This is a genomic window from Campylobacter sp. BCW_6873, assembly GCF_001762365.1.
In the GTDB taxonomy this organism is placed as follows: Bacteria; Campylobacterota; Campylobacteria; order Campylobacterales; family Campylobacteraceae; genus Campylobacter_D; species Campylobacter_D jejuni.
In genome coordinates, this window is record NZ_MJWS01000065.1 from 275465 (window position 1) to 301531 (window position 26067).

Here is a 26067-nt window from a genome sequence, read left to right on the forward strand (position 1 = left end):
AACTTTGAACTAATAGAAGGATTTTTATGGAGAATATTTTTAGCAAAGATTCTGATATTGAACTTGTAGATATAGAAAATTCTATAAAAAGTAGTTATTTAGACTATTCTATGAGTGTTATTATAGGTCGTGCTTTGCCTGACGCAAGAGATGGTTTAAAGCCTGTTCATAGAAGAATTTTATATGCTATGCAAAATGATGAGGCAAAAAGTAGAACAGATTTTGTCAAATCAGCCCGTATAGTGGGTGCTGTTATAGGTCGTTATCACCCACATGGAGATACAGCAGTTTATGATGCTTTGGTTAGAATGGCTCAAGATTTTTCTATGAGATATCCAAGTATTACAGGACAAGGCAACTTTGGATCTATAGATGGTGATAGCGCCGCTGCGATGCGTTATACTGAAGCAAAAATGAGTAAACTTTCTCATGAGCTTTTAAAAGATATAGATAAAGATACGGTCGATTTTGTTCCAAATTATGATGGTTCAGAAAGTGAACCTGATGTTTTACCTTCTAGGGTTCCAAATTTATTATTAAATGGTTCAAGTGGTATAGCTGTAGGTATGGCGACAAACATCCCGCCTCATAGTTTAAATGAGTTGATAGATGGGCTTTTATATTTGCTTGATAATAAAGATGCAAGCTTAGAAGAGATTATGCAGTTTATTAAAGGCCCAGATTTTCCAACAGGTGGAATAATTTATGGTAAAAAAGGTATTATAGAAGCTTATCGCACAGGGCGTGGTCGTGTGAAAGTGCGAGCTAAAACTCATATTGAAAAAAGGACAAATAAAGATGTTATTGTTATAGATGAGCTTCCTTATCAAACCAATAAAGCTAGGCTTATAGAGCAGATTGCAGAGCTTGTTAAAGAAAAGCAAATTGAAGGAATATCTGAAGTAAGAGATGAGAGCAATAAAGAAGGAATCCGCGTTGTTATAGAGCTTAAACGTGAGGCTATGAGTGAAATTGTTTTAAATAATCTATTTAAATCTACCACTATGGAAAGTACTTTTGGTGTGATTATGTTGGCAATTCACAATAAAGAACCTAAAATTTTCTCTTTGTTAGAACTTTTAAATCTTTTCTTAACCCATAGAAAAACAGTTATTATTAGAAGAACGATTTTTGAACTTCAAAAGGCAAGAGCAAGAGCTCATATTTTAGAAGGTCTTAAAATTGCACTTGATAATATAGATGAAGTGATTGCTTTAATTAAAAACAGTTCTGATAATAATACCGCAAGAGATTCTTTGGTAGCTAAATTTGGTCTTAGTGAGCTTCAAGCCAATGCTATTTTAGATATGAAACTAGGTCGTTTAACAGGACTTGAAAGAGAAAAAATCGAAAATGAACTTGCAGAATTAATGAAAGAAATTGCAAGACTTGAAGAAATTTTAAAAAGTGAAACCTTGCTTGAAAATTTAATTCGCGATGAATTAAAAGAAATTAGAAGTAAATTTGATGTGCCACGTATTACTCAAATTGAAGATGATTATGATGATATTGATATTGAGGATTTGATTCCTAATGAAAATATGGTTGTAACTATTACCCATCGTGGTTATATTAAGCGTGTGCCTAGTAAACAATATGAAAAGCAAAAACGAGGCGGAAAAGGAAAATTAGCCGTTACGACTTATGATGATGATTTTATAGAAAGTTTCTTTACGGCAAATACACATGATACGCTTATGTTTGTAACAGATCGTGGACAGCTTTATTGGCTTAAAGTTTATAAAATTCCTGAAGGCTCAAGAACGGCTAAAGGAAAAGCAGTGGTAAATCTTATTAATTTACAAGCTGAAGAAAAAATCATGGCTATTATTCCAACCACGGATTTTGATGAGAGTAAATCTTTATGTTTCTTTACTAAAAATGGTATTGTAAAGCGTACAAATTTGAGTGAATATCAAAATATCAGAAGTGTAGGAGTTAGAGCGATCAACTTGGATGAAAATGATGAGTTGGTAACTGCTATTATTGTTCAAAGAGATGAAGATGAAATTTTTGTCAGTGGTGGTGAAGAAAATTTAGAAAATCAAGAAATTGAAAATTTAGATGATGAAAATCTTGAAAATGAAGAGAGTGTAAGCACACAAGGTAAAATGCTCTTTGCAGTAACCAAAAAAGGTATGTGTATCAAATTCCCACTTGCTAAAGTACGTGAAATCGGTCGTGTAAGTCGTGGGGTGACGGCTATTAAGTTTAAAGAGAAAAATGACGAATTAGTAGGTGCAGTTGTTATAGAAAATGATGAGCAAGAAATTTTAAGCATAAGCGCAAAAGGTATAGGAAAACGCACCAATGCTGGAGAATATAGATTGCAAAGCAGAGGTGGTAAGGGTGTAATTTGTATGAAACTTACAGAAAAAACCAAAGATCTTATTAGCGTAGTTATAGTAGATGAAACTATGGATTTGATGGCTCTTACAAGTTCAGGCAAGATGATACGTGTTGATATGCAAAGCATTAGAAAGGCAGGGCGTAATACAAGTGGCGTCATCGTGGTTAATGTGGAAAATGACGAGGTGGTTAGCATCGCTAAGTGTCCTAAAGAGGAAAATGATGAGGATGAGTTAAGCGATGAAAACTTTGGTTTAGATTTGCAATAAGTTTAAAGTTGGAACGCTTATTGCTTTTTATTTTACTAATTACAATATTTTGAAGGTGTAAAAATGAAAAAAATTTATTTTATGCTAGCAATAGCAGGAATTTTCGCTGGTTGTGTACCAAGTGCAAACAGTGCAACTAAAAATTCAAGTGCAAATAGCACTGCTCCATCTCAAGATGTTATCGTGCAAAAAGTCGATAAAGATGATGTGCGTGATATTATCAGAGAAGAAAAAATGTTGGCTCCAGATGCTAGCGAAACGGAACTTAGTTTTACAGCAGTTGGTGAAGGGATTGCTCCGATGAATACAGTTTCTACTGCTCAAGCCCTAGCTTTAGCAAAAAGAGCAGCGATTACCGATGCTTACAGACAGCTTGCAAGTAAGCTTTATGGTGTGAAAGTGAATGGTAAAGACACTGTAAAAGATGCAATGCTTAGAAGTTCAACTATTACTGCGCAAGTAAATGGTTTGATAAAAAATGCAAGTATTATTGATGAGAATTTTAATCAAGGGCTTTATAGAGTAAACTTAGAACTTAAAATCGATGCAGACAAGTGGAAAGAATTGTTTGCTTATTAATTTTTCTTAGCTTTAAGCTTTTTGCCCAAGATGAATTTATTTTTTGGGCAGAGCTTTCTAGTAAAAATTTCATTCTCTTTCATCAAAATCAAAATTTATCCTTAGCAATGACGCAAAGCGAAAATATTGAAGAACAATGGGTATGTGAAATTTCTTATAGTGATCAAGATTTAAAAGTTTTACCTCGAACTTCTTTAGGATTAATTGATGATAATATGCTAAAAACAATTAAATTTAATTTTTTAAATTCTCATAAAGATGAGTTAAGTGATTGCTTTATAGGAGCTAAAATCAGTGTTAAGGATATTGTTAATACCGACTTATTACGTGCTCAAAGTGAAACTTATATTAAAATTTTACCTTTGCGTTTTACCGTGGAATTTGGCGAACAAAATGCGATAATTTATTATCTTAAAAAAAAGTAAATTCAAAATTAAGCGCAAATTCGATACTATAGCAGAAATTTTTTAAAAGGCTTAGGATGAATTTAGTCATAGTAGAAGATGATATTAATATGCGCAAATCCTTAGAAATTGCATTAGCAGAGTATGAAGAATTTAATATTAAATCTTATAAATCTGCTACTGAAGCTTTAAAAAAAATAGATGAGAATACAGATTTGATTATTACAGATATTAATATGCCAGGAATTGATGGCATAGAATTTGTTAAAGCCTGTGAAAATAAATATGATTTTATTATTATGACAGGAAATGCTACTTTAAACCGTGCTATAGAAGCGGTTCGTTTGGGAGTAAAAGATTTTTTAACCAAGCCTTTTGATGTTGATACTTTAGTCGAGGCTATTAAGCGTGCTAAAATCATAAGAGAAAAAACAGCCGATAAAAAAAGCAAAAAAAATGAAAAAAAAGAAGAAAATAAAGATTTTTTTTCAACTTCTCCTAATTTAGAAAAAACACTAAATTTAAGTCAAAAAGCGGCTAAAACTGATGCCTCTGTAATGTTTTTTGGAGAGAGTGGAGTAGGAAAAGAGGTATTTTCTCGTTATATTCACACTCATTCTAAACGCTTTAATAAGCCTTTTGTTGCTATTAATATGGCAGCCATTCCTGCAAATTTGATTGAAAGTGAGCTTTTTGGTTTTGAAAAAGGTGCTTTTACCGATGCCAATGCAACTAAAATAGGGCTTTTTGAAATGGCTAATGAGGGTACTTTGTTTTTAGATGAAATTGGCGAAATGCCTTATGAAATTCAAGCCAAACTTTTAAGAGCTTTGCAAGAAAAAGAAATCACACGACTTGGAAGTACGAAAAACATAAAAATAGATGTAAGAATTATCAGTGCAACTAATGCAAATTTAGATGAAAAAATAAAAAATGGCGAATTTCGTTCAGATTTATATTATCGTTTAAACACTGTTCCTATTAATATCCCGCCTTTAAGAGAGCGTAAAGAAGAAATTTTAGGTATAGCTCAAAAGGTTTTAGAAGATACTTGCAAAGAATATGATTTTAAGAAAAAACAGCTCAGCCAAGAAGCTAAAAATGCTTTACTTGAATATGATTTTCCTGGTAATATTAGAGAATTAATATCCGTCGTGCAAAGAGCTTGTATTTTAAGCGAAGATGATGAAATTTCAAGCGAAGATTTGTTCTTAGAAGCTAGAAGTATAAAAAAAGATGTAAAGAATTTAGAGAAAGAATTGATTTGTGAAGTTCTTTTAAGTGTAGATTATGACAAGGATCAAGCTTCTCAAATTTTAGGTATGGATATAAAAATTTTAAATGAAAAAATTAAAAAATATCAAATAAAGGATAAGTAATGTCAAAAAAACAAAAAATAGCCATTGTGGGTGCTACTGGTGCGGTTGGGGAAGAGCTTTTAAATGTTTTAGATGAACTTGATTTTCCAGTGGAGAGTATTTTACCTTTAGCAAGTGCAAAAAGTGTAGGTAGTGAAGTAGAATTTAAAGGCAAAGCTTATAAAGTCAAAGAGCTTACTGAAAATGTATTTAAAGAAAATCCTATTGATATTGCTTTTTTTAGCGCAGGTGGAAGTGTGAGTGAAAAATATGCTAAATTTGCAGTAGAATCGGGCGCTGTTGTTATTGATAATACAAGTCATTTTAGAATGGAAAAAGATGTTCCTTTGGTGGTTCCTGAATGCAATCCTGAGGATATTAAAGATTGGAAAAAAACAGGGATTATTGCTAATCCAAATTGTTCTACTATACAAATGGTACAAGTTTTAAAACCTTTAAATGATGCATTTAATTTAAAGCGTGTTGATGTAAGTACCTATCAGGCTGCAAGTGGAGCAGGAAAAGAAGGAATGCAAGAATTGGTCGAAGCCATGCAAAGTTTTTTTGCTTTTAAACTTGATGAATTTGAACCTCAAACTTTTCCTTATACTTTGGCACTTAATCTTATTCCACAAATTGATGTTTTTATGGATAATGATTACACTAAAGAAGAACTTAAAATGGTCAATGAAACTCAAAAAATTTTACATAAAAATTTAGAAGTTTCGGCAACTTGTGTAAGAGTGCCTGTTTTAAGAAGTCATAGCGAAGCCATTACTATGCATTTTGAAAAAGAAATAGATGTAAAAAAAGCTAAAGAAATTTTAGAAAAAGCACCAAGTGTTGTTGTCATAGATGATCCTAAAAATAAAAAATACCCTATGCCTTTAATGACTAGCGATACTAATGAAACTTATGTAGGAAGAATTCGTGCTGATGTGTATGATAAAAAAACACTCCATCTTTGGTGTGTGGCAGATCAAATTCGTGTAGGTGCTGCAACAAATGCTGTGCGTATTGCACAAAAATGGTTAGAATTAAAAAATAAATAAGGAAAAAAATGTTAGAGAAAATATTTGAATCTTTACTTGTTAGAAGTCGTATTGTTACAATTTTACCCGTAATTTTTGGTTTAATTGGAGCTTTTGTATTGTTTTTTATTGCAAGTTATGATGTTTTAAAAGTTATATTTTATACTTATAATTATTTTTTTGATGCAGGTTCTAATGTGGATTTGCATGAGGATGTGGTGGCTTTAATTATAGGAGCTGTTGATCTTTATCTTATGGCTTTAGTTTTGTTTATTTTTTCTTTTGGAGTTTATGAGCTTTTTATCAGCGAAATAGAAGAATTTAAACAAACAAAACAAAGCAAGGTTTTAGAGGTGCATAGCTTAGATCAATTAAAAGACAAGCTTGCAAAAGTTATCATTATGGTCTTAGTGGTAAATTTCTTTCAAAGGGTTTTGCAGATGAAATTTGCTACTCCTGTGGATATGGCTTTTCTTGCTGGATCGATTTTAGCTCTTTGTGTAGGACTTTATTTTTTACATAAAGGTGGTCATTAACAAGGATTATCTTTTTTTGATATAATCGTTTTTTGTGTTTAAAGAATAAAAATGAAAAAAATATTTTTAATTGGTATGATTTTAAATCATTTTGTTTTTGCAGCTCCGTTAGATGAAGTCTTTAAAGATATAGAAGTTTCAGGGACTGTTCGTTATCGCTATGATATTAAAAAAGAAAAAAAATACAATAAAAAAACACATAGATATCAAAATAAAACACAAACGGAAATTACAATAAAATAAGGAAAATCATGATTATACGATGGTTGTTTATTAGTTCAATATTTGTTGTTGCGCTTTTTGGTATTAACTTGAAATCATTTTTTACTTATACCTTTGATGCAAATAAGCAATATGATATGGAAAAAGCGAAGGCTTTGTATTTTCAAAATAAATGCAATACTTGCCATGGAGATAATGCTGAAAAGAGTGTTATAGGATCTAGAATTTTAAAAGATATGTCTCCTGAGGATATTAAAGGAGCTTTGATAGGTTATACTCTTGATAGTAGTAGCTCTACAACAGCTTCTCAAATGGCTTTTTATGCTAGAAATTTAAGCCACGAGGATATAGATAATATTATTGCTTATATTAAAGGTGGAAATTTTGCTCTTGATTTGCAAGTAAAAGACCTTCTTGAAGAAGAACCTGCGCAAAAAACAAAACATAATATATTTCTAAAATAAAATGTAAAAACTATAATTAAAAGGAATGCTATGAAAAAACTAACTTTAACTTTAAGTGTTTTAACTATGGTAAATTGCTTATATGCTAAGGATATTAATATAGGAGTAGTTTTACCTTTAACTGGAACTGTGGCAGCTTATGGGCAAGATGTTTTTAACGGAATTGAACTGGCTAATAAGCTACAACCAAAACTTTCAAATGGAGATGTTATTAAACTTATCACAATAGATACAAAAGGAGATAAACTTGAAACTTCAAACGGAGTTAATCGTTTAATAGCAACAGATAAAGTCCTTGGGATTATTGGTGAAGCTACAACTCCAAATACCATTCAAGCTATTTCTATAGCAGAAGAGAAAAAAATTCCTCTAATAGCTCCAGTGGCATCTGGAGATAAATTGCTAGATAAAAAGAAATATGCAAGTAGAGTTTGTTTTAAAGACAGTTTTCAAGGAGATAAATTTGCTACTTATGTATCTAAGGATTTAGGGCTTAAAAATGCCGTTATCATCATAGATCAAAGCAATGTTTATTCTTTAGGTTTGGCAAGAGCTTTTGAAAATTCTTTTAAGAATAATGGTGGGAAAATTATAAAAAAACTTGTTATTAATTCAGGAGATAAAGATTTTAGAGCTGTGGTTTCTCAACTTAAGAGTTTAAAGCCTGATTTTGTTTATATGCCTATTTATCATCCTGAAGCTGCTTTAATTGCGAGACAAGCAAGACAAATTGGTTTTGATAAACTTTTAGCAGCAGGAGATGGTGTTAATAATCAAACTTTTATAGATCTTGGCGGAAGTGCTGTTAATGGAGTAGTTTTCACTGATAGTTTTGATTATAACAATCCATCTACACAATTAGGAAAAGATTTTGTTGCAGCTTATGAGAAAGTTAAAGGAACAAAAGAACTTCCAGCATTTTCGGCCATGGGAGCTGATGCGTATTTTGTAATGTTGAATGCTATGAATGCTTGCGTTGATAATCTTAGCAGCGAATGTATTAATAGCAAAATTCATCAAACTAAAGATTTTCAAGCTGTTGGTGGTGTGATTAGCATAGATGAAAGCGGTAATGCTATTCGTTCTGTTGTGATTAAAGAAATTCAAAATCAAAAACAAAATTATAAAACAATTATAAATCCATAATTACTAAAATAAAGGTAGAGAATGAAAAAAAGTTTAATTTTAGCAAGTATTCTAAGTTTAAGTTTAAGCGCTGCGGAAGTCAAAATAGGAGTTGTTTTACCACTTAGCGGAGCTACTGCAGCATATGGACAAAGTGCACTAGAAGGGATTAAACTTGCAAATTCAATGCAATCAACTTTAAGTAATGGAGATAAGGTTTCTCTTGCTATTATTGATACTAAAGGTGATAAATTAGAATCTTCGAGTGGAGCAAATCGTTTAGTTTCTCAAGATAAAGTTATAGGTCTTATAGGGGAAATGGTTACTGCTAATACATTGCAAGTTATGCGCGTAGCAGAAGATAATAAAATTCCATTGATCGCTCCTGCTGCAACTGGCGATAGATTGCTTGATAAAAAAATATATTCTTCTCGAGTATGTTTTATGGACAGTTTTCAAGGTTCATCTTTAGCAAAATATGTTTTTTCAAAACTTAATTACAAAAGTGCTGTTATTGTAGCAGATCAAAGCACTGACTATTCCTTAGGTTTAGCAAAAGCTTTTGAAAAACAGTACAAGTCTAATGGTGGTCAAATTCTTAGAATTTTAAGAGTTAATTCAGGTGATAAAGATTTTAGAGCTATTGTAGCTCAAGTTAAAAGTTTAAATCCAGAATTTATTTTTTTACCGCTTTATTATAGCGAAGCTTCTTTATTTGCAAGACAATCAAAACTCGCAGGTTTAAATATTCCTATGGGTTCTGCAGATGGAGTTGCTGATCAAACTTTTATTAGTTTAGCTGGAGATGCAAGCGAGGGTTATATTTTCACAGATAGTTTTGATGCTAATAATCCAACTACAAAATTAAGCAAAGAATTTATCAGTGTTTATGAAAAAGCTAAAGGAACAAAAGAAGTTCCAAATTTTTCGGCTATGGGTGCTGATGCGTATTTTGTAATGCTAAATGCTATGAATGCTTGCGTTGATAATCTTACTAGTAAGTGCGTCAATGAAAAAATTCACCAAACTAAAAATTATCAAGGTGTTTCTGGTGTTATTAGCATTGATCAAACAGGAAATGCAACTCGTTCTGTAGTGGTTAAAGAAATTAAAAATCAAAAGCAAAATTATAAAGATATTATCAATCCTTAAAGGAAAAATAGAAAGATTATGGATTCTACTTTATTTTTACAACAACTTGTTAATGGGCTTAGTTTGGGTAGTATGTATGCTCTTATTGCTGTTGGTTATACTATGGTTTATGGCGTGTTAAGACTTATTAATTTTGCTCACGGCGATATTATGATGGTTGGTGCTTATGCAGCTCTTTTTTGCATGACTAATCTAAATGTTCCTTTTCTAGGAGCTTTGTCTTTGGCAATGATTTTTGCTGCCTGTGTTGGAATAGCTACAGATAGAATCGCTTATAAACCTTTAAGACAGGCTCCTAGAATTTCATTGTTGATTACAGCAATCGGTATTAGTTTTTTCTTGCAAAATCTTTTTAATATGCTTTTTACTTCAACACCTAGAACTTTTACACCGCCAAGTTATTTTGAGGAAAGTGTTAATTTTGGTGGAGTGATAACAACTTATGGTTCTTTAATGGTTCCTGCTCTTACATTTGTTATTTTAATAGCAGTGTTATGGATTTTGTATAAAAGCAAATATGGTATAGCTATTCGTGCTTTGGCATTTGATATACAAACAGTAAATTTAATGGGTATAGATGCAAATCGTATTATTGCTATAGTTTTTGCCCTAGGTTCAGCTTTGGCAGCAGTTGGGGGTGTTTTTTGGGCTGCAAATTATTACTCTGTTGAACCTACTATGGGAACTTTAATAGGTTTGAAAGCTTTTGCTGCTGCCGTTTTAGGAGGTATAGGTTCTGTAGTAGGTGCAGTTTTGGGTGGACTTATTATAGGATTTACTGAAGTTGTTGTTGTGGCTTTTTTTCCAGATTTATCAGGCTTTAAAGATGCATTTGCTTTTATTTTTTTGGTGTTTATATTGTTATTTAGGCCTACGGGAATTTTAGGTATAAATTTTGAAAAGAGTAGGTTTTAATGATGGTTAAAATTAAGGTTTCACATTTAATCTTTTTAATTGCTTCAATTATTTTTATTTTCATTTCTCCTTATATTTTTGGGGACTATGGATTAAACATTGTTAATCAAATTGCTATTTTTATTATTTTGGCTGTGAGTTACAACCTTATTAATGGTGTAACTGGACAATTTTCACTAGAACCCAATGGATTTGTTGCGATTGGAGCTTATGCAGCTGCTTTAGTTCTTTTAAGTGCTGATGCAAAAAATGATCAGTTTTTTTTAGATGGTCCTAGTTCTTTTATTTTAGCTATCCATTCAAATTCCTTTATTCTAGCTTTAATTGTAGCTGGAATTTGTTCATCTTTGCTTGCCCTGATTTTAGCTTTTGCTGTATTTCGCGTGAGAGGGGATTATTTAGCTATTGTAACTTTAGGCTTTGGAATAATTATTAAAATAGCTGCTATTAATTTTCCTTCTATTACTAATGGCTCAAGAGGACTGGTAGATATTCCACAATTCTCCACGATCTATTGGACAGGTGGTATTGCTATTGTAGCGGTTATTTTAATTTTAAATATAGTTTATTCTAAATATGGTCGTGCAATGAAGGCTATAAGAGATGATGAAGATGCTGCAAGTGCCATGGGAATAAATACTTTTTGGATAAAAACTTTAGCTTTTGGCACTTCAGCATTTTTAGAAGGTGTAGGTGGTGGACTTTTAGCTTGTCTGTTGACTACCGTATCTCCAACTCAATTTGATTTTTTACTTACTTTCCAGCTTTTGATTATTATTGTTTTGGGTGGACTTGGTTCTACTACAGGTGCTATCATAGGTGCGATATTGGTTATTGGTGGAAGCGAGTGGCTTAGATTTTTAGATGAGTTAAATATAAAAATAGATTCTTTAAATCTTGATATCCAATCAACACCAGGACTTAGAATGGTTGTTTTTTCTATTGTTCTGATTTTAGTAATGCTTTTTGCAAGAAAAGGCATAATGGGTTATTACGAGTTGAGTGATGTGATTAGAGGGATTAAAAAGCGTTTTAAAAGGAGTAAAAAATGATTTTGGAACTAAAACAAATTTCAAAAAGTTTTGGTAGTGTTAGGGCTATCAATGAAACTTCTTTTAAAATCAATGAGGGTGAAATTTTTGCTTTAATTGGACCTAACGGGGCTGGTAAAACAACTCTTTTTAATATTATAACAGGTAACTATAAACCTAGTTCAGGTTCGGTTGAATTTCTAGGAGAAAGAATTGATCACTTAAAACCTCATAAAATTGTGCATTTAGGAATAGCTAGAACATTTCAAAATATTAGACTTTTTTCAAGTATGAATGTGCTTGAAAATGTTCTTATTGGTTTTAATAAACAAATGAAATATAATATTTTTGAAGCCTTTTTGCATTTAGGACGTTTTGGAAAAATAGAACAAGTATTTAAAGAGAAGGCTTATGCAATATTAGAAGAACTTGGTATTGCAGAATTTGCTCATGAAAAGGCTACTAGCTTAAGTTATGGACAACAAAGAAAAGTTGAGATTGCAAGAGCAATGGCTACTCGGCCAAGATTATTATTGCTTGATGAGCCAGCCGCTGGGATGAATAGCTCTGAGAGCGATGAACTTGCTGAGCTCATTTTTAAATTACGAAAAGATTATAAAATTAGCGTTTTACTTATAGAGCATGATATGAAATTTGTAAATAAATTGTGTGATCGCGTATTGGTGCTTGATTATGGAAAAACAATTTTTGAAGGTAAACTTTGCGATGCTGTAAATCATAAAGAAGTAATTGCTGCGTATTTAGGGGATTTTGATGCTAATAGTTAAAGATTTGCATGTTTATTATGGATTAATTGAAGCTGTTAAAGGGATTGATTTTAAAGTGGAAACAGGTCATATTGTTTCTCTTATAGGTTCAAATGGAGCAGGTAAAACTTCAACTTTAAATGCGCTTTTAAATTCAGTTAAAAGAACTGGTGAGGTTAATTTCTTAGGTTATGATACTAAAAGACATTTAACTCATACTTTAGTTCAAAAAGGTATAGCTTTAGTTCCTGAAGGAAGGCGTGTTTTTATCAATTTAAGCGTAGAGGAAAATTTAAAAATAGGTGCTTTTAATAATGCTGAAAATTATGAGCATTTAAGAGAGCAAATGTATAAACTTTTTCCAAGACTTGCAAGCAAAAAGCATGCTTTAGCTGGAACATTGAGTGGAGGGGAAGCGCAAATGCTTGCGATTTCAAGGGCTTTAATGAGCGAACCAAAACTTTTGATGTTGGATGAGCCTTCTTTGGGACTTGCTCCAAAGATTGTGGGCGAAGTTTTTGATATTATTGTGCGTTTAAAAGAAGAGGGTATAACTATTCTTTTGGTAGAGCAAAATGCTTATTCTGCATTAAAAATAAGTGATTATGCTTATGTTTTGGAAAATGGTCGCATTGTAATGGAAAACGAGGCTAAAAATTTAATAGGTGATGATGAGATTAGAAAGAAATATTTAGGGCTTTAAAATTTAAAGGAAAAAGAATGAAAAATATAATAAAAAGCATAGGGGATTTAAGAGTTTCGGTTGTATTGTTTTTGCTTTTCGCGCTTTTTTGTGCTTTGGCAACTTTTATTGAAAGTGCTTATGGAACTCCTACGGCTTGGGCAATGGTTTATGATACTTTTTGGTTTGAATATATACAACTTTTACTTGGTATTAATTTACTATGCGGGATGTTTCGTTATAAAATGTTTGGGCTTAAAAAATTGCCTTTAATGATTTTTCATATTTCTTTTTTATTTATTTTAGTGGGTTCTGCAATGACAAGATATGCTGGTTTTGAAGGTATTTTACCTATTAGAGAGCATACTCAAAATTCACTTATAGAAAGTTCTAAGACTTCTTTGCGTATTGCTGCTATAAAAGATGGAGAACGCTATAGTGCGGTTAATGATCGTTATATAGGAAATTTGCCTTTTGCTAATTCTTTTAAACTAAAACTTAATTTAGGTGATGATCAAGCTGTATTAAAATATAAAGATTTAATTTTAAATGCTCATTATACTTATAAAGAAAATAATAATTCTGATCCTTTATTGGTTTTGATGCTTTCTCAAAAAGGATCTCAAGGTGTTGATGTTAAATTTGAAAAAGGTGAAGTTAAGAATATAGAAGGGGTTAACTTTGCTTTTATGAATGATAATGTTAAAGCACCTTTTGTAAAAATTGATGAAAATTTAACTTTAAGTTCAAGTGAAAACTTACATTTTTTAAGTATGTTAGATGGACAAAATTTAGACCTTAAAATTGGAGAAAAGGCAAATGCTAAGGAAAGAAGGCTTTATGAAATTAATGATATTAGTTTTGTAGTTAAAGCTGCTTCTTTGCATGCGCAAGAAGCTTTAGAAGGCTCCAATAGACCTCAAGATGAAAGTTTTTGGTTATGGTTTAAATCTGCTTGGTTAGAAGTGGGTAGAACTATGTTGATTTCTACTTTTGGCGAGCCTCAAAATTGGAAAAATTCTTTATTATTACATTTTAAAGATTTTGCTTTAAGCAATGAGAATAAAAACTTAGAATTAACTGGCTCTAATGCTTTAAAATTAGAATTAAGCTATAAAAATGAAAGTAAAGAATTTTATATTTTTGAATATAATAAACCTATTATGATAGAACTTGCAGGTCAAAAATTCTTTATTTCTTGGGCACTTTCTTATGAACAATTGCCTTTTGATATTTATTTAAGAGATTTTGTATTAGATCGTTATCCAGGTTCTATGTCTCCAGCTTCTTATGCAAGTGAAATTACTGTAAAAAATAATAATGAAAATTTTGATTATAGAATTTTTATGAATAATGTTTTAGATTATGATGGCTATAGATTTTATCAAAGTTCTTATGATCAAGATGAAAAAGGGACTGTTTTATCTGTAAATAAAGATCCAGGCAAAATACCAACTTATATAGGTTATTTTTTGCTTTGTCTTGGAATGTTTATGAATTTTTTAAATCCTCATTCTAGATTTAGAACTTTGGCAAGATTAATCAATAAAGACACTTTAAAACATACAAGTGTGATTATTTTTATTTTATTGCTATCTTTTGGTTCTGAAAAGACTTTTGCTCAAGATTTAAATTCAACCTTACCTGTGGTAAATACTAATCATGCTAAAGCTCTTGCTACTTTAATAGTTCAAAAATCAGCAGATGGAAGAATGGTGCCTTTTGATACGCTATCAAGAGAAATTTTAGAAAAAATTCATCAAAGCGATAGCTATAAGGGTCAAAATTCTAACGCTGTTATGCTTTCCATGCTTGTTGATGTAAATAAATGGCAAATGGAACCTTTTATTTTAATGCCACAAAATCAAGCAGTTCGTGATGCTATTGCAAATATTTTAGAAATTCCTAGCGCTAAATATATTTCTTATAAAGATTTCTTTGATGAGAATAATCGCTATAAACTTCAAAAATATGTTGAAAATGCAAATCGTAAAAACCCAAATGCAAGAGGAGTTTTTGATAAGGAAATTATAAAACTAGATGAAAGAGCTAATGTTGTAAATTTAGTTTTTAGTGGTGAATTATTTAAATTTATTCCTGTTCAAAATAATCCAAATAATGTTTGGCTTGCACCTTTTTCTGCTGTAACTACTCTTAAGGGGGATGAAGGGCATATTGTTTGGGCTTTAATACAGAATTATTTTAGTGCCGTGGAAAATGCTTTTAAAGATGGCAATTGGACTAGAGCTGATGAAGGCTTGAAATTTATCAAAGAATATCAAGAAAAAATAGGATATAAAGTCATGCCTAGTAAAACCAAGGTTGAAATGGAAATTTTTTCTAATAAGGCTGAAATTTTCGTTAAACTCGCTCCTGTATATTTAATTGCGGGTTTTTTACTTTTGATTCTTGTTTTTTCTAAAATGGTCATACCGAATTTAAAAATCTCTTTTATATTTAAAGTGGTATATGTTTTAAATGTTTTAGCTTTTGTAATTCATACATTAGGTCTTGGACTTCGTGCTTATTTATCAGGTCATGCTCCATGGAGTAATGGCTATGAAAGTATGGTGTATATAGCTTGGGCATTGTCTTTGTCGGGTATATTTTTCTCTAGAAAAAGTCCTATAGCCTTGTCATTAACTTCTATTTTATCCGGTGTTGTATTAATGGTTGCACATTTAAGCGAAATGAATCCGCAAATTACAAATCTTGTTCCTGTGCTCAATTCTTATTGGCTTAGTATTCATGTATCTGTTATTACTGCTAGTTATGGATTTTTAGGACTTTGTGCCTTACTTGGTATCTTTACACTGTTCTTAATGTGTTTTCTTAAGAAAGATGGAAAATATAATCTTAATATTTTGAGAAATATTACAGAGGCTACAAGAATTAATGAAATGGCAATGATTTTTGGACTTTGTTTGCTTACTGTAGGAAATTTTTTAGGTGCAATTTGGGCAAATGAAAGTTGGGGGAGATATTGGAGTTGGGATTCTAAGGAAACTTGGGCTTTGGTTAGCATTTTGGTTTATGCAGCAATTTTGCATCTTAGAATGATTCCAAAATATTGTAATCAATTTGTGTTTGCTTTATGGAGTATGTTTGCTTATTGGGTTATTATTATGACTTATTTTGGAGTAAATTACTTTTTAACAGGACTTCATTCTTACGCTGCAGGCGAAGCGGCTCAAATTCCTAATTATGTTTATTGGGGATTTGCGTTGATGGTGGTTTTAGCTCTTTTTGCAAGAAGGAATCGAAATTTTGTGGGCAAACTTTAAATGAGCCATATTTTTTTGGTTATTTTTTGTGCTGCTTTAGCGCTTTTATTGTTTTTAGGCATAATTGCTTATCTTATTACAAGTGATGGCAAAAAAACAGTTAAAAAGCAAAAAACTAGCCAAAAGCAGCATGTAGCTGAAAAGACTAAAAAATTTGATACAGACTTAGATAAAATGATAATTGCTGCTTCCGATGTTAAGCTAACAGATGTTGAATTAAAAGAACTTGCCAAACTTTATGTGCAGACACATAAACTTGGTTCAAAAACTTCTAAAGAATTAGATGAAGCAACAAAAAAGAAACTAGAATTTGTTTCTGCTTTGGCTGCAAATATTAATGCAAGTGCACAAACAGTCAGTTACTTAAATAAAGAACTTAAGAAAATTTCTGGATCTTACAAAAAAGAAATTGATGCTTACGAGCATATGGGATTAGCTAAAAGAAAAATTAAAGAAGATAAATAATATGGTGCGCTCAAGAGGATTCGAACCTCTGGCCTTTTGAACCGCAATCAAATGCTCTATCCAGCTGAGCTATGAGCGCAAAAATAAGTTAAAATTATATATAAATATTCTTAAAATAAGCAAAATTTTGCTTATTTTGTTTGTTTTTTGGCTTTTTTACCTTCATCTAAATCAAATTCTTTAGTCTTTTTTGAATGATAAAATATAAAACCCACAATCAAAATACAGCAAATCAAAGAAAAAATATAAAGTGTACCATAAGGGCTATCTTTAAAAAAAAGATTATTAGTATTCATTCCAAAAAATCCTACGATCAAATTTAAAGGTAAGAAAATAGAAGAAAGTATACTTAAAAGATAAATACTTTTATTCATTTTTTCATTTTTAATTGCACTTGTTAATGTATAAAGAGTATCAACTCTTGTTAGATGTTCTTTGGTGTTTTTGCTTAAGATGCTGATGGATAAATTTAAAATTTTTAAATGTTTTTTGTATTGTGCTTGTTCACTAAGCAAAAGATTGAAAGCTTCGCTTAGAAGATTAATTTGCTTTAGATTTTTGTTGATTTTTTGTCTTAACACAAAGGATTTTTTGTAAAAATTTTTAACAAAACCACCTTTTAAGATAATACCTTCTTTGTGTTCTAAAAGGTTTTGAAAATGAGTATTTTGTACTTTAAAATCTTCTAAAATGGATTTAATAAAATTTGAAAATTCTTCTATGCTAGAAAGCTTAAATTTTTCATCTTGAAGTTTATAAATTTTTCCATCATTAAAAAGCCAAGTTTCCAAATTTAATCCCACGTAAACAAAAATTTTTTGTCCATAAATTTCACTATAGAAAGTTTCTAAATTCTTTGCTTGCAGGATTTTTTTTAGATTTTCATGTAGTTCTAGCATTTTATTTGCCTCTTAAGTGATAAAAATTTCTTTTAAATTGCGTAAAAGAATTATTCAAAATTGCTTCACGCATCTTTCTTGCAAGTTCAAGATAATAATGTAGATTGTGCAAACTTGCCAAGCGAAAAAAAGTAAGTTCTTTAGCTTTAAAAAGATGGTTCAAATAACCCCTTGAAAAATTACGACAAGTATAACATGAGCAAATAGGATCTATAGCTTCATGATCGTTGATAAATTCTGCTTTTTTAATATTAAATTTTCCAAAACTTGTGAAAAATGTTCCATTTCTTGCATTTCTAGTTGGCATCACGCAGTCAAACATATCTACTCCTCGCTCAACATTTTCTACTAAATCTTCAGGCGTTCCTACACCCATTAAATATCTTGGACGATTTTCATCTAGATAAGGGTTTAAGTTTTGTACTGTTTCATACATCAAGGCGTTTTCTTCGCCCACGCTAAGCCCACCTATAGCTAAACCATCAAATGGCATTTCGTTTAAACTTAAAGCACAACGCTTTCTTTCTTCATAATCTGTACCACCTTGGATAATACCAAAAATATTTTGCCCTATGCCTATACCTTTATTTTGCATATTTTTATGATAAGCAATGGCTTCTTTTGCCCAAAGTATAGTGCGATCAACAGAAATTTTAATCCTTTCTTTGGTTGCGGGTAAGGCTACTAAATCATCTAAAATCATCATAATATCAGAGTTAAAATCATATTGAGTATCTAAAACACTTTTTGGAGTAAAAAGATGACGACTCCCATCAATGTGACTTTTAAATTCTATACCTTCGTTAAAATGTTTGGAATTTTTACTTAAAGAAAAAGCCTGAAAACCACCACTATCGGTTAAAAAACTTCTATCAAATTTCGTAAAACCATGCAAACCTCCAAAATCTTTTACCACTTTAGAAGTTGGACGCAAGTACATGTGATAGGTATTTGCTAAAATAATTTTTGCATCAAGCTCGTTTTTCATATCATTAGCATCAAGACTTTTAACCGCTCCCACTGTGCCAACAGGCATAAAAACAGGGGTTAAAAAAGTGCTGTGTGCGGTAGTGATTTCACAAACCCTTGCCATTCCATCTTTATGCTTTAATTTAAATTCCATTTGTTATAATTTCCTTTTTGGAGTTTAAAATGAATAATATTTTAATTATAATAGACGGTATTTTAGCAAAGCATTTCTTAGAAAGGCTTTGTTTTGAAAAAGGCTTAGGTTACTTTTTTACAGTAGTGTGTCAAAATAGTGAAAAAAATAACTTAAATATTTCTAGTGAGTATATTGACTTGCATTATTTTGATCCTACAAGCACAGCGCGTCTTGAAAATATTATGAGTAAAGATTTTAAACAGGCTTTTATTTATATGCAAGATGAATTTGAAACTAAAAAAAGTTATGAGGCTTTGCGTTCTTTAAATCCAAATTTAGAAATAGAAATAATGGATTTTTGGGGGTTAAGTGTTAATGATACTCATGCAAATTTAGCTGATGCTAGAATGACTTTAAGCCGTAGATTTATGGATTTTTTACCAGATATTGCTTTAACAGCTCAGTATATAGGGCTTGGGGTTGGAGAGATTATGGAAGTAAAAATTCCAGCAGGGTCTATTTTTGCTTATAGGCACATAAGTTCAATACAACAAAAAAGGTGGCGCATAGTCCTTATTTATAGAAATTCTAAGATTTATTTTGTAAAACCATCTTTTGTTTTAGAGCCAAATGATAGCATTTTGATCGTTGGAGATCCTGTTGTTTTACAAAGTATTTTTCATAATATAAGAGGCAAAGCAGGGCAATTTCCTATGCCTTTTGGAAGTAATGTTTTTGCTTTAATTGATATGAAAAATATGAATCAAAATATGCAAGAAAGAGTGCTTGATACTACTTTAAAATTAACTCAAAAAAGCAATGCAAAAAGATTTTTTATACATGTTATCAATCCTAAATTAGGGGTAATGTATGAAAAATTAAAAAAACTTTCTGAGGATAAAGAAGGTGTGTTTTTTGATTATTTCAACACGGATTTTAAACAAATTTCCACATGGTTGCAAAATAATGATATAGGATTAGTTGTAACCGATATAAAAAATTTTGAGAAAGAAAAACAAGCTTTTTTTGATTTAAAAATTCCTATTATGAAGGTGGGTGAAGCTTCTTTTGATGAGCTTAAAGAAGCGATTATTTTAAGTGCCGATGAGAGTGAACTTGAAAACAATGCAAATGTCATTACTGATTTAAGTAAACAGCTTGATTTTGGAGTTATTTTATATTATTATAATCCAAATTCTCAAAATACTACAGATATGGAGGAGTATTTTAGAAGTTTATCTAAGCTTTATGATAAAAATATACAAATTATTAATAAAAATGATGAAAACCCTCTTTTAAATTTGCAATATCGCGAAGATTTGTTACAATTTGTGAGTTTTCAAAAAGAATTACTAAATAGAGATTTTGGCAGAAATTTAAGTACAAATTTAAATAGGCATTATTATAAAATGAGACAAAATTACCAACTTTTTATACCAGTAGAATAAATAATTAATTAAATGTGATAGAATAAACGCAAAAAGAGTAGTTCAATGCAAGTAGAAGTTAAGTTAAAAGAAAATGCTTATAAGGTTTATATTGATGAACTTGAAGAATTAGAATTTGATACTAAGGTTTTTATACTTTCAAATCCTAAGATTTCAGGTCTTCATTTGAAAACATTACTTTCTAAAATTAAGGCAAAAGAAATTTTTATTGCTACTGTAAAAGATGGTGAAGAATATAAAAATTTAAGCACCATAGAAGAAATTTTAAACCAAATGTTTAATTCTAAATTGGATAGAAAAAGCGTGCTTATAAGTTTTGGTGGTGGCGTGATTAGTGATATGGGCGGATTTGCTGCTAGTATTTATCAAAGAGGTATTGATTTTATAAATATTCCTACTACACTTTTAGCTTGCGTTGATGCAGCAGTAGGTGGAAAAACAGGTGTTAATAATAATTTTGGTAAAAATCTTATTGGCACTTTTTATCAACCTAAAGCTGTATATTGTGAGAGTTCTTTTTTAAAGACTTTGAGTTCTAGGGAACTTGCTGCAGGTATGGCTGAATTTATTAAAATGGCGACAATGTTTGATGATAGTATACTTGATTTTATAGAAAAAATTGATGAAAAAAGTTTCTTAAATGCTACTTGCGAGAATGAAATTTTTACTCAAATTATAGCAAGAAGCATAGAACTTAAATCAAGGGTTGTTGAACAAGATGAAAAAGAATCAGGGCTTAGAATGCTTTTAAATTATGGACATACTTTTGCTCATGTTATAGAAAATTTTACAGATTATAAGTTTTATTTACACGGAGAAGCAGTAGCTATAGGTATGGTTATGGCAAATCAATTAGCTTTAAATTTAGGGTTTTTGGATAAAATGCAAAGTCAAAGAATAAAAGATATTTTACTTAAATTCAGTTTGCCAATATCATATAAAATCAATAATGTAGATGAATTTTATGAAGCTTTTTTCATGGATAAAAAAAGCTCTAATAAAAAAATCAATTTTGTTCTTGCTAGTCCTTTGGGTAAGGGTTTGATAAAAAGCGATATTTCTAAAGAAGATATAATTGCAACTTTAAGAGAATTTCAATGAAAAAAATTATTATTTTAACCTTTTTTGTTGTTTTTGCTTTTGGAGATGTAAATCGGACTATTATTAATAATATAAATGAGAAAATTAATACTTTAAATACTGTAATCAGTGCTAGTATTTGGAATATACGTTATGAAAATTTTATAAAATATCAAGATATAAATGATGAATTAATCATTTTAAATCTTAATTTAAAAAAGACTTCCGATATTCACCAACAAGAAGAACTTAAACGCAAGATAGCAAATTTAGAAGAGCAATTGAGCTTGCTTAAAGAATATAAAGATTTAAATTTTGCACAAAGTCTTAGTGCTCCTGATAATATAGAAACTTTATCTAAACTTACTAATCCTTTGGCTATTATAGGAGCTTTTTCTCATATTAAGAAATTAAAAGGAGAAAAGGAAGAGTATATATTTAAATTTAATGATTTTAAAAATTTAGTAGATAAAATTAGAGAAAAAAACTCAGAACTTAAGGAATTAGTTGAGCTTAAACCAAGTGTTGAGAATATAGAAGCTTTAAAAGCTTCGGATAAAAAATTAGAAGAATTTGAGCAAGCTTTAAATTTTGCTAGTGTTTCTTATTCTGTTTATGAGAAAAAAATTGATGAAGAGCTTTCTCGAGTAAGTGCTGAGATTAAAGTTCAAAGCTTAAGGGCTGTAAATATACTTGTTGCTATTGTTGTTGTTATAGCTATAGCTTTTATGTTGAAATTTATTGCTAAAAAATACATTAAAGATAGTGAAAGATATTATACCGCTACGAAGATTATTAATTTTATTAATATAAATATTATTTTTCTTATTTTGCTGTTTGCTTATATAGAAAATATTACTTATCTTGTAACTATACTTGGTTTTGCTTCTGCAGGCTTAGCTATTGCTATGAAAGATATGTTTATGTCTATGCTTGGATGGTGTGTGATTATTTTTGGTGGAAGTTTTAGAGTAGGGGATCGTGTAAAAGTTTTTCAAAATGATACTACCTATATTGGAGATATTATAGATATTTCTTTTTTACGCATTACTCTTTATGAAGAGCTTACGCTTGAAACTTATAGCAAAAATCGTCGTAGTGGGCGTATTATATTTATTCCTAATAACTATGTTTTTACAAATTTGCTTGCTAATTATACTCATCATGGTATGAAAACCGTGCTTGATGGCATTGATATAAGTGTTACTTTTGATAGTAATCTTGATAAGGCGCAAGAAATTGTGGAAAATATTGTTACACGCCATGCCAAAGGTTATACTGAGCTTGCTAGAAAAAATATAGCTCGTTTACAACATGAATATAGTATTAAAAATCCTAAAGTGGAGCCAAGGTTTTTTATGTTTTTTGAACATTGGGGAATGCGAATTTCTGCATGGTATATGACCAATGCTTATGCGGCTTTGGTATTAAGAAGTACGATTAGTAAAGAGATTATAAAAGAATTTAATAAGCATAAAGATATAAAAATCGCTTATCCATCACAAAATTTATATTTAGGAAATTTAAATCAAAATCATTTTGAACAACATCATGAAAATATGCATTTTCATGCAAGGAATAAAGATTGAAAGAAAAAGTTTTTTTTAAAACCTTTGGGTGTCGCACAAATATTTATGATACAGAGCTTTTAAAAAGTTATGTAAAAGATTATGAGATTATAAATGATGAGAATAAAGCACAAATTATCGTTGTAAATTCTTGCACGGTTACAAATGGAGCTGATAGCGGGATAAAGTCTTATGTAAATACCATGCAAAAAAAAGGCATTAAAGTTATACTTACAGGTTGTGGTGCTGTAAGCAAAGGTAAGGAGCTTTTAGATAAAAAGCAAGTTTTTGGAGTGCTTGGAGCGTCAAATAAAGATAAAATCAATGAATTTTTAGGAGCAAAGACAAGTTTTTATGAACTTGGAAATTTAAATTTTATTGATAAAGATATAGTTTGTGAGTATGAAAATCATACCAAAGCTTTTGTGAAAATTCAAGAAGGTTGTGATTTTGCTTGTTCTTATTGTATTATCCCTAGCGTGAGGGGAAAATCAAGAAGTGTGGATGAAAAAGCTCTTTTAAAACAGGTTGAAATTTTGGGAGCTAATGGTTATAATGAAATTGTTTTGACAGGGACTAATATAGGTTCATATGGGCTTAAAAATGGCACAAGTTTAGGCAAGCTTTTGCAGAAAATGGGACAAATTTCAGGTATAAAACGCATAAGATTAGGTAGTTTAGAACCCGCACAAATTGATGAGAGTTTTTTAGAAATTTTAGATGAAACTTGGCTTGAAAGGCATTTACATATTGCATTGCAGCATACAAGTGAAAAAATGCTTCGTATAATGCGAAGAAGATCGCATACGGATAATGATTTAAAGCTTTTTAATACTATAGCAAGTAAAGGATATGCTTTAGGGACGGATTTTATAGTAGCTCATCCAGGTGAGAGTGAAGAACTATGGCAAGAAGCTTTGAAAAAATTTAAAGAATTTCCACTCACTCATATTCATGCTTTTATTTTTAGTCCTAGAAACAACACGCATTCTGCTACCATGAAAGATGTGATAAATGGAACTTTAGCTAAAGAAAGGCTAAACACTTTAAAATCCATAGTAGAAAAAAATAATTATGAATTTAGGAAAAAAAATCAAGCTTCACTTGAAGTTTTGGTAGAAAATCAAAAAGATGGTTTTTTTGAGGGTTATGATCAGTTTTTTAACAAGATTAAAATTAAAAGTGATAAAGATATAGCTAAAGAATGGATCGTTATATCTCAATATGAAGTGCAAGAAAAGTCTAACTTTGCAATTTTAAAAGGCTAGATAATGAAAAATAAAAAGATAATTTTAGCATCTTTTATGGTTTTATGTATGCTTTTGGGAATTTTATATTTTAAAAATGAACCTAAATATATAGATGAAAATCTTTATCAAAGTCTATTAAGCCAAAATTTAATCCAAAAAGCTGTGATTGATAAAGACGAAATTTGGCTTAAGGCAGAAGGTGAAAATTACGTAATTATAAAAGATGGCATAGATATAAAAACACTTTTAGCAAAAGTTCCTATAGAGGTTAAAAAAGATAACACGCTTTGGGTGTTTTTTATTTTACTTGTTTTTATTATCGCACTTTTTATAAGTCTTGGTTATTTTGCCCGTAAAAAAGAATTGGCTAAATATCCTATATCAAATAAGAATCACATTCAAGCTCAAAATTCAAATATTAATTTAGAAAGTTCTCATATAAAACCTGTGATTTCAGATATTACTTTTAATGATGTAGCAGGTGTTGATGAAGTTAAAATGGAACTAAGCGAACTTGTAGATTTTTTACAAAATCCTAAAAAATATAAAGAATTTGGTGTAAAAATGCCAAAAGGTGTTTTAATGGTAGGCCCACCTGGTGTAGGAAAAACATTGATAGCAAAAGCAGTTGCAGGAGAAGCAGGGGTGCCATTTTTTTATCAAAGTGGTTCAAGTTTTGTTGAAATTTATGTAGGTATGGGTGCAAAAAGAGTTAGAGAGCTTTTTTCAAAAGCTAAAATGATGGCTCCTAGTATAGTTTTTATCGATGAAATAGATGCTGTAGGTAAAGCAAGGGGAGAAATGTCAAATGTTGAAAGAGATAGTACTTTAAATCAACTTTTAACCCAAATGGATGGTTTTGAGGACAATAGCGGGGTTATAGTTATAGCTGCAACAAATAAAATCGAACTTATGGATTCTGCTTTATTGCGTTCAGGGCGTTTTGATAGGAGAATTTTTTTATCTTTACCTGATTTTAAGGATAGACTTAAAATTTTAGAAATTTATATGAAGGATAAAAATAATAATATCAATTTAAATAAAATCGCTAAAGCAAGCGTAGGTTTTAGTGGAGCAGGACTTGAAACTTTGGTCAATGAAGCGGCAATTAATGCTTTAAGAAGAAATAGTGCTTTAGTTGAGGAAAGTGATTTTTATGCTGTATTAAATAAAGTTCTTTTAGGCAAGAAAAAGATTTTAAGTTTTAATGATGAAGAGAAAAAAATTCAAGCCACTTATCAAGCTGCAAAAGCTTTGAGTGCATATTATTTTGACATAGGATTTGATAAAATAACTCTCATTGAAGATTGTTTTAAAGAATATGAGCATAATATAAGATCAAAATCAGAGCTTATCAATCGTATAAAAGTTTATTTGGCTGGTTCTAGAGCTATGAAATTAATTTACAATGAAAGTTATACCAACTCGCAAGATGATTTTTTAAAGATTAAAGAATTGCTTGATTATATGTTGAGTTTTGATATGTTAGAAGAGTCAAATTTAAATGAACAAAAAAAAGAAATGGATGAATTTTTAAATTCTATGAAGGATAAAATTTTAAAATTATCAGAGCTTTTGCTTGAAAAAGAAAAGATAGAACATGATGATGTTAAAAATATAATGCAGATTTGATTATATTTTAATCATCAATTTCTTTGTGCAAGATAGTTCCATTAAAATCTATAAGAATTTTTACATCGTTATCAAATTTAATCTTGTAATGGTTGATTTTTCTTTCGATTTCTCTAGCTTTTGTATTTGGAAATTCGTTTTTAATGATATTAGCTAAATTTTGAGGTAAAAAATCTAGTTCAAAAGGAAAGGCTTTATTTTCAATTTCTTTCCAAGCTCCATCTATGTCAAATTCAAGTTCTGTCCCATCGCTAAGATAGACTTCATAGGAATTTTTGTCTTTTTGAACGATCCCTATAGGTGCTTTGAAATTATGTTGTAAAAATTCTTTAGAAACACTTGGCAAATTATCAGCAGAAATTATTATATCAGCGTTTAAAGATAAACTTAAAATAGTAATAATACTTAAAAATTTAATTTTCAATATTTTTCCTAATTATTTTTTTAGTAAA

24 protein-coding genes and 1 tRNA gene are annotated in these 26067 nt (G+C 30.3%); 21 read left to right on the plus strand and 4 right to left on the minus strand.

The window, feature by feature from the left end; translation table 11 throughout:
- The first annotated feature begins 26 nt into the window (after window positions 1-26).
- From gyrA to AJ932_RS05310, 16 genes are all read left to right on the plus strand, one after another.
- On the plus strand, window positions 27-2618 hold the full coding sequence (gene gyrA / locus AJ932_RS05235) for a DNA topoisomerase (ATP-hydrolyzing) subunit A (RefSeq protein WP_044779193.1): 2592 nt from the start codon (window positions 27-29) through the stop codon (window positions 2616-2618).
- A gap of 63 nt (window positions 2619-2681) precedes the next feature.
- On the plus strand, window positions 2682-3197 hold the full coding sequence (gene flgP / locus AJ932_RS05240) for a flagellar assembly lipoprotein FlgP (protein WP_002852972.1): 516 nt from the start codon (window positions 2682-2684) through the stop codon (window positions 3195-3197).
- The gene (gene flgQ, locus AJ932_RS05245) at window positions 3173-3622 is read left to right on the plus strand and encodes a flagellar assembly protein FlgQ (protein WP_044779194.1); all 450 of its coding nucleotides are present in this window, start codon (window positions 3173-3175) and stop codon (window positions 3620-3622) included. The genes flgP and flgQ overlap by 25 nt, the downstream gene beginning before the upstream one ends.
- Before the next feature lie 56 nt (window positions 3623-3678).
- Window positions 3679-4980, plus strand: coding sequence for a fla regulon two-component system response regulator (flgR, locus tag AJ932_RS05250; RefSeq protein WP_070210822.1), 1302 nt, complete (start codon window positions 3679-3681; stop codon window positions 4978-4980).
- The gene (locus tag AJ932_RS05255; protein WP_044779196.1) at window positions 4980-6011 is read left to right on the plus strand and encodes an aspartate-semialdehyde dehydrogenase; all 1032 of its coding nucleotides are present in this window, start codon (window positions 4980-4982) and stop codon (window positions 6009-6011) included. The genes flgR and AJ932_RS05255 overlap by 1 nt, the downstream gene beginning before the upstream one ends.
- A gap of 8 nt (window positions 6012-6019) precedes the next feature.
- Window positions 6020-6526, plus strand: coding sequence for a YqhA family protein (locus tag AJ932_RS05260; RefSeq protein WP_002852919.1), 507 nt, complete (start codon window positions 6020-6022; stop codon window positions 6524-6526).
- Window positions 6527-6577: 51 nt separating this feature from the next.
- Complete coding sequence (locus tag AJ932_RS05265) at window positions 6578-6769, plus strand: mini-MOMP protein (RefSeq protein WP_002853004.1); 192 nt, start codon at window positions 6578-6580, stop codon at window positions 6767-6769.
- Window positions 6770-6777: 8 nt separating this feature from the next.
- A complete protein-coding gene (locus AJ932_RS05270) occupies window positions 6778-7212 on the plus strand; it encodes a c-type cytochrome (protein ID WP_002853959.1) in 435 nt (144 codons plus the stop codon).
- 30 nt (window positions 7213-7242) lie between these two features.
- The gene (locus AJ932_RS05275) at window positions 7243-8358 is read left to right on the plus strand and encodes an ABC transporter substrate-binding protein (protein ID WP_044779198.1); all 1116 of its coding nucleotides are present in this window, start codon (window positions 7243-7245) and stop codon (window positions 8356-8358) included.
- 21 nt (window positions 8359-8379) lie between these two features.
- Window positions 8380-9489, plus strand: a complete 1110-nt coding sequence (locus AJ932_RS05280; RefSeq protein WP_032603343.1) for an ABC transporter substrate-binding protein — start codon at window positions 8380-8382, stop codon at window positions 9487-9489.
- 18 nt (window positions 9490-9507) lie between these two features.
- Entirely contained in the window at window positions 9508-10404 is an 897-nt protein-coding gene (locus tag AJ932_RS05285; RefSeq protein WP_002852952.1) for a branched-chain amino acid ABC transporter permease, read from the plus strand.
- Complete coding sequence (locus tag AJ932_RS05290) at window positions 10404-11456, plus strand: branched-chain amino acid ABC transporter permease (RefSeq protein ID WP_002881777.1); 1053 nt, start codon at window positions 10404-10406, stop codon at window positions 11454-11456. Before AJ932_RS05285 ends, AJ932_RS05290 begins: the two co-directional genes overlap by 1 nt.
- Window positions 11453-12223 (plus strand): ABC transporter ATP-binding protein, encoded by a 771-nt coding sequence (locus AJ932_RS05295; RefSeq protein WP_053872352.1) that lies wholly within the window; start codon window positions 11453-11455, stop codon window positions 12221-12223. The genes AJ932_RS05290 and AJ932_RS05295 overlap by 4 nt, the downstream gene beginning before the upstream one ends.
- Complete coding sequence (locus AJ932_RS05300; protein ID WP_002852965.1) at window positions 12210-12905, plus strand: ABC transporter ATP-binding protein; 696 nt, start codon at window positions 12210-12212, stop codon at window positions 12903-12905. The genes AJ932_RS05295 and AJ932_RS05300 overlap by 14 nt, the downstream gene beginning before the upstream one ends.
- Window positions 12906-12922: 17 nt before the next feature.
- Entirely contained in the window at window positions 12923-16168 is a 3246-nt protein-coding gene (ccsA, locus tag AJ932_RS05305) for a cytochrome c biogenesis protein (RefSeq protein WP_070278090.1), read from the plus strand.
- Window positions 16169-16183: 15 nt separating this feature from the next.
- Window positions 16184-16633, plus strand: a complete 450-nt coding sequence (locus AJ932_RS05310) for a hypothetical protein (protein ID WP_074470042.1) — start codon at window positions 16184-16186, stop codon at window positions 16631-16633.
- Window positions 16634-16635: 2 nt separating this feature from the next.
- Here the strand turns inward: AJ932_RS05310 and AJ932_RS05315 are convergent.
- From AJ932_RS05315 to tgt, 3 genes are all read right to left on the minus strand, one after another.
- A tRNA-Arg gene (locus tag AJ932_RS05315) sits at window positions 16636-16712 on the minus strand.
- A gap of 52 nt (window positions 16713-16764) precedes the next feature.
- Entirely contained in the window at window positions 16765-17532 is a 768-nt protein-coding gene (locus AJ932_RS05320; protein ID WP_070278088.1) for a magnesium transporter CorA family protein, read from the minus strand.
- A 1-nt stretch (window position 17533) separates the two neighbouring features.
- The gene (gene tgt / locus AJ932_RS05325) at window positions 17534-18655 is read right to left on the minus strand and encodes a tRNA guanosine(34) transglycosylase Tgt (protein ID WP_014516779.1); all 1122 of its coding nucleotides are present in this window, start codon (window positions 18653-18655) and stop codon (window positions 17534-17536) included.
- 29 nt (window positions 18656-18684) lie between these two features.
- On the opposite strand from tgt, the gene AJ932_RS05330 reads away from it, so the two are divergent.
- From AJ932_RS05330 to AJ932_RS05350, 5 genes are read left to right on the plus strand one after another with little or no spacing between them, the layout of a single operon-like run.
- Window positions 18685-20085, plus strand: coding sequence for a COG3400 family protein (locus tag AJ932_RS05330; protein WP_002856550.1), 1401 nt, complete (start codon window positions 18685-18687; stop codon window positions 20083-20085).
- Between the two features lie 45 nt (window positions 20086-20130).
- The gene (gene aroB, locus AJ932_RS05335; RefSeq protein WP_070278086.1) at window positions 20131-21186 is read left to right on the plus strand and encodes a 3-dehydroquinate synthase; all 1056 of its coding nucleotides are present in this window, start codon (window positions 20131-20133) and stop codon (window positions 21184-21186) included.
- Window positions 21183-22754, plus strand: coding sequence for a mechanosensitive ion channel family protein (locus AJ932_RS05340; RefSeq protein WP_002880605.1), 1572 nt, complete (start codon window positions 21183-21185; stop codon window positions 22752-22754). The genes aroB and AJ932_RS05340 overlap by 4 nt, the downstream gene beginning before the upstream one ends.
- Window positions 22751-24001, plus strand: coding sequence for a tRNA (N(6)-L-threonylcarbamoyladenosine(37)-C(2))-methylthiotransferase MtaB (mtaB, locus tag AJ932_RS05345; protein ID WP_070278084.1), 1251 nt, complete (start codon window positions 22751-22753; stop codon window positions 23999-24001). Before AJ932_RS05340 ends, mtaB begins: the two co-directional genes overlap by 4 nt.
- Before the next feature lie 3 nt (window positions 24002-24004).
- Window positions 24005-25615: an AAA family ATPase gene (locus AJ932_RS05350; RefSeq protein ID WP_004305690.1), complete on the plus strand. Its 1611-nt coding sequence runs from the start codon at window positions 24005-24007 to the stop codon at window positions 25613-25615.
- A gap of 7 nt (window positions 25616-25622) precedes the next feature.
- Here AJ932_RS05350 and AJ932_RS05355 read toward each other — a convergent pair whose 3' ends face one another.
- Window positions 25623-26039, minus strand: coding sequence for a PepSY-like domain-containing protein (locus tag AJ932_RS05355; RefSeq protein WP_004305692.1), 417 nt, complete (start codon window positions 26037-26039; stop codon window positions 25623-25625).
- Window positions 26040-26067: the final 28 nt, after the last annotated feature.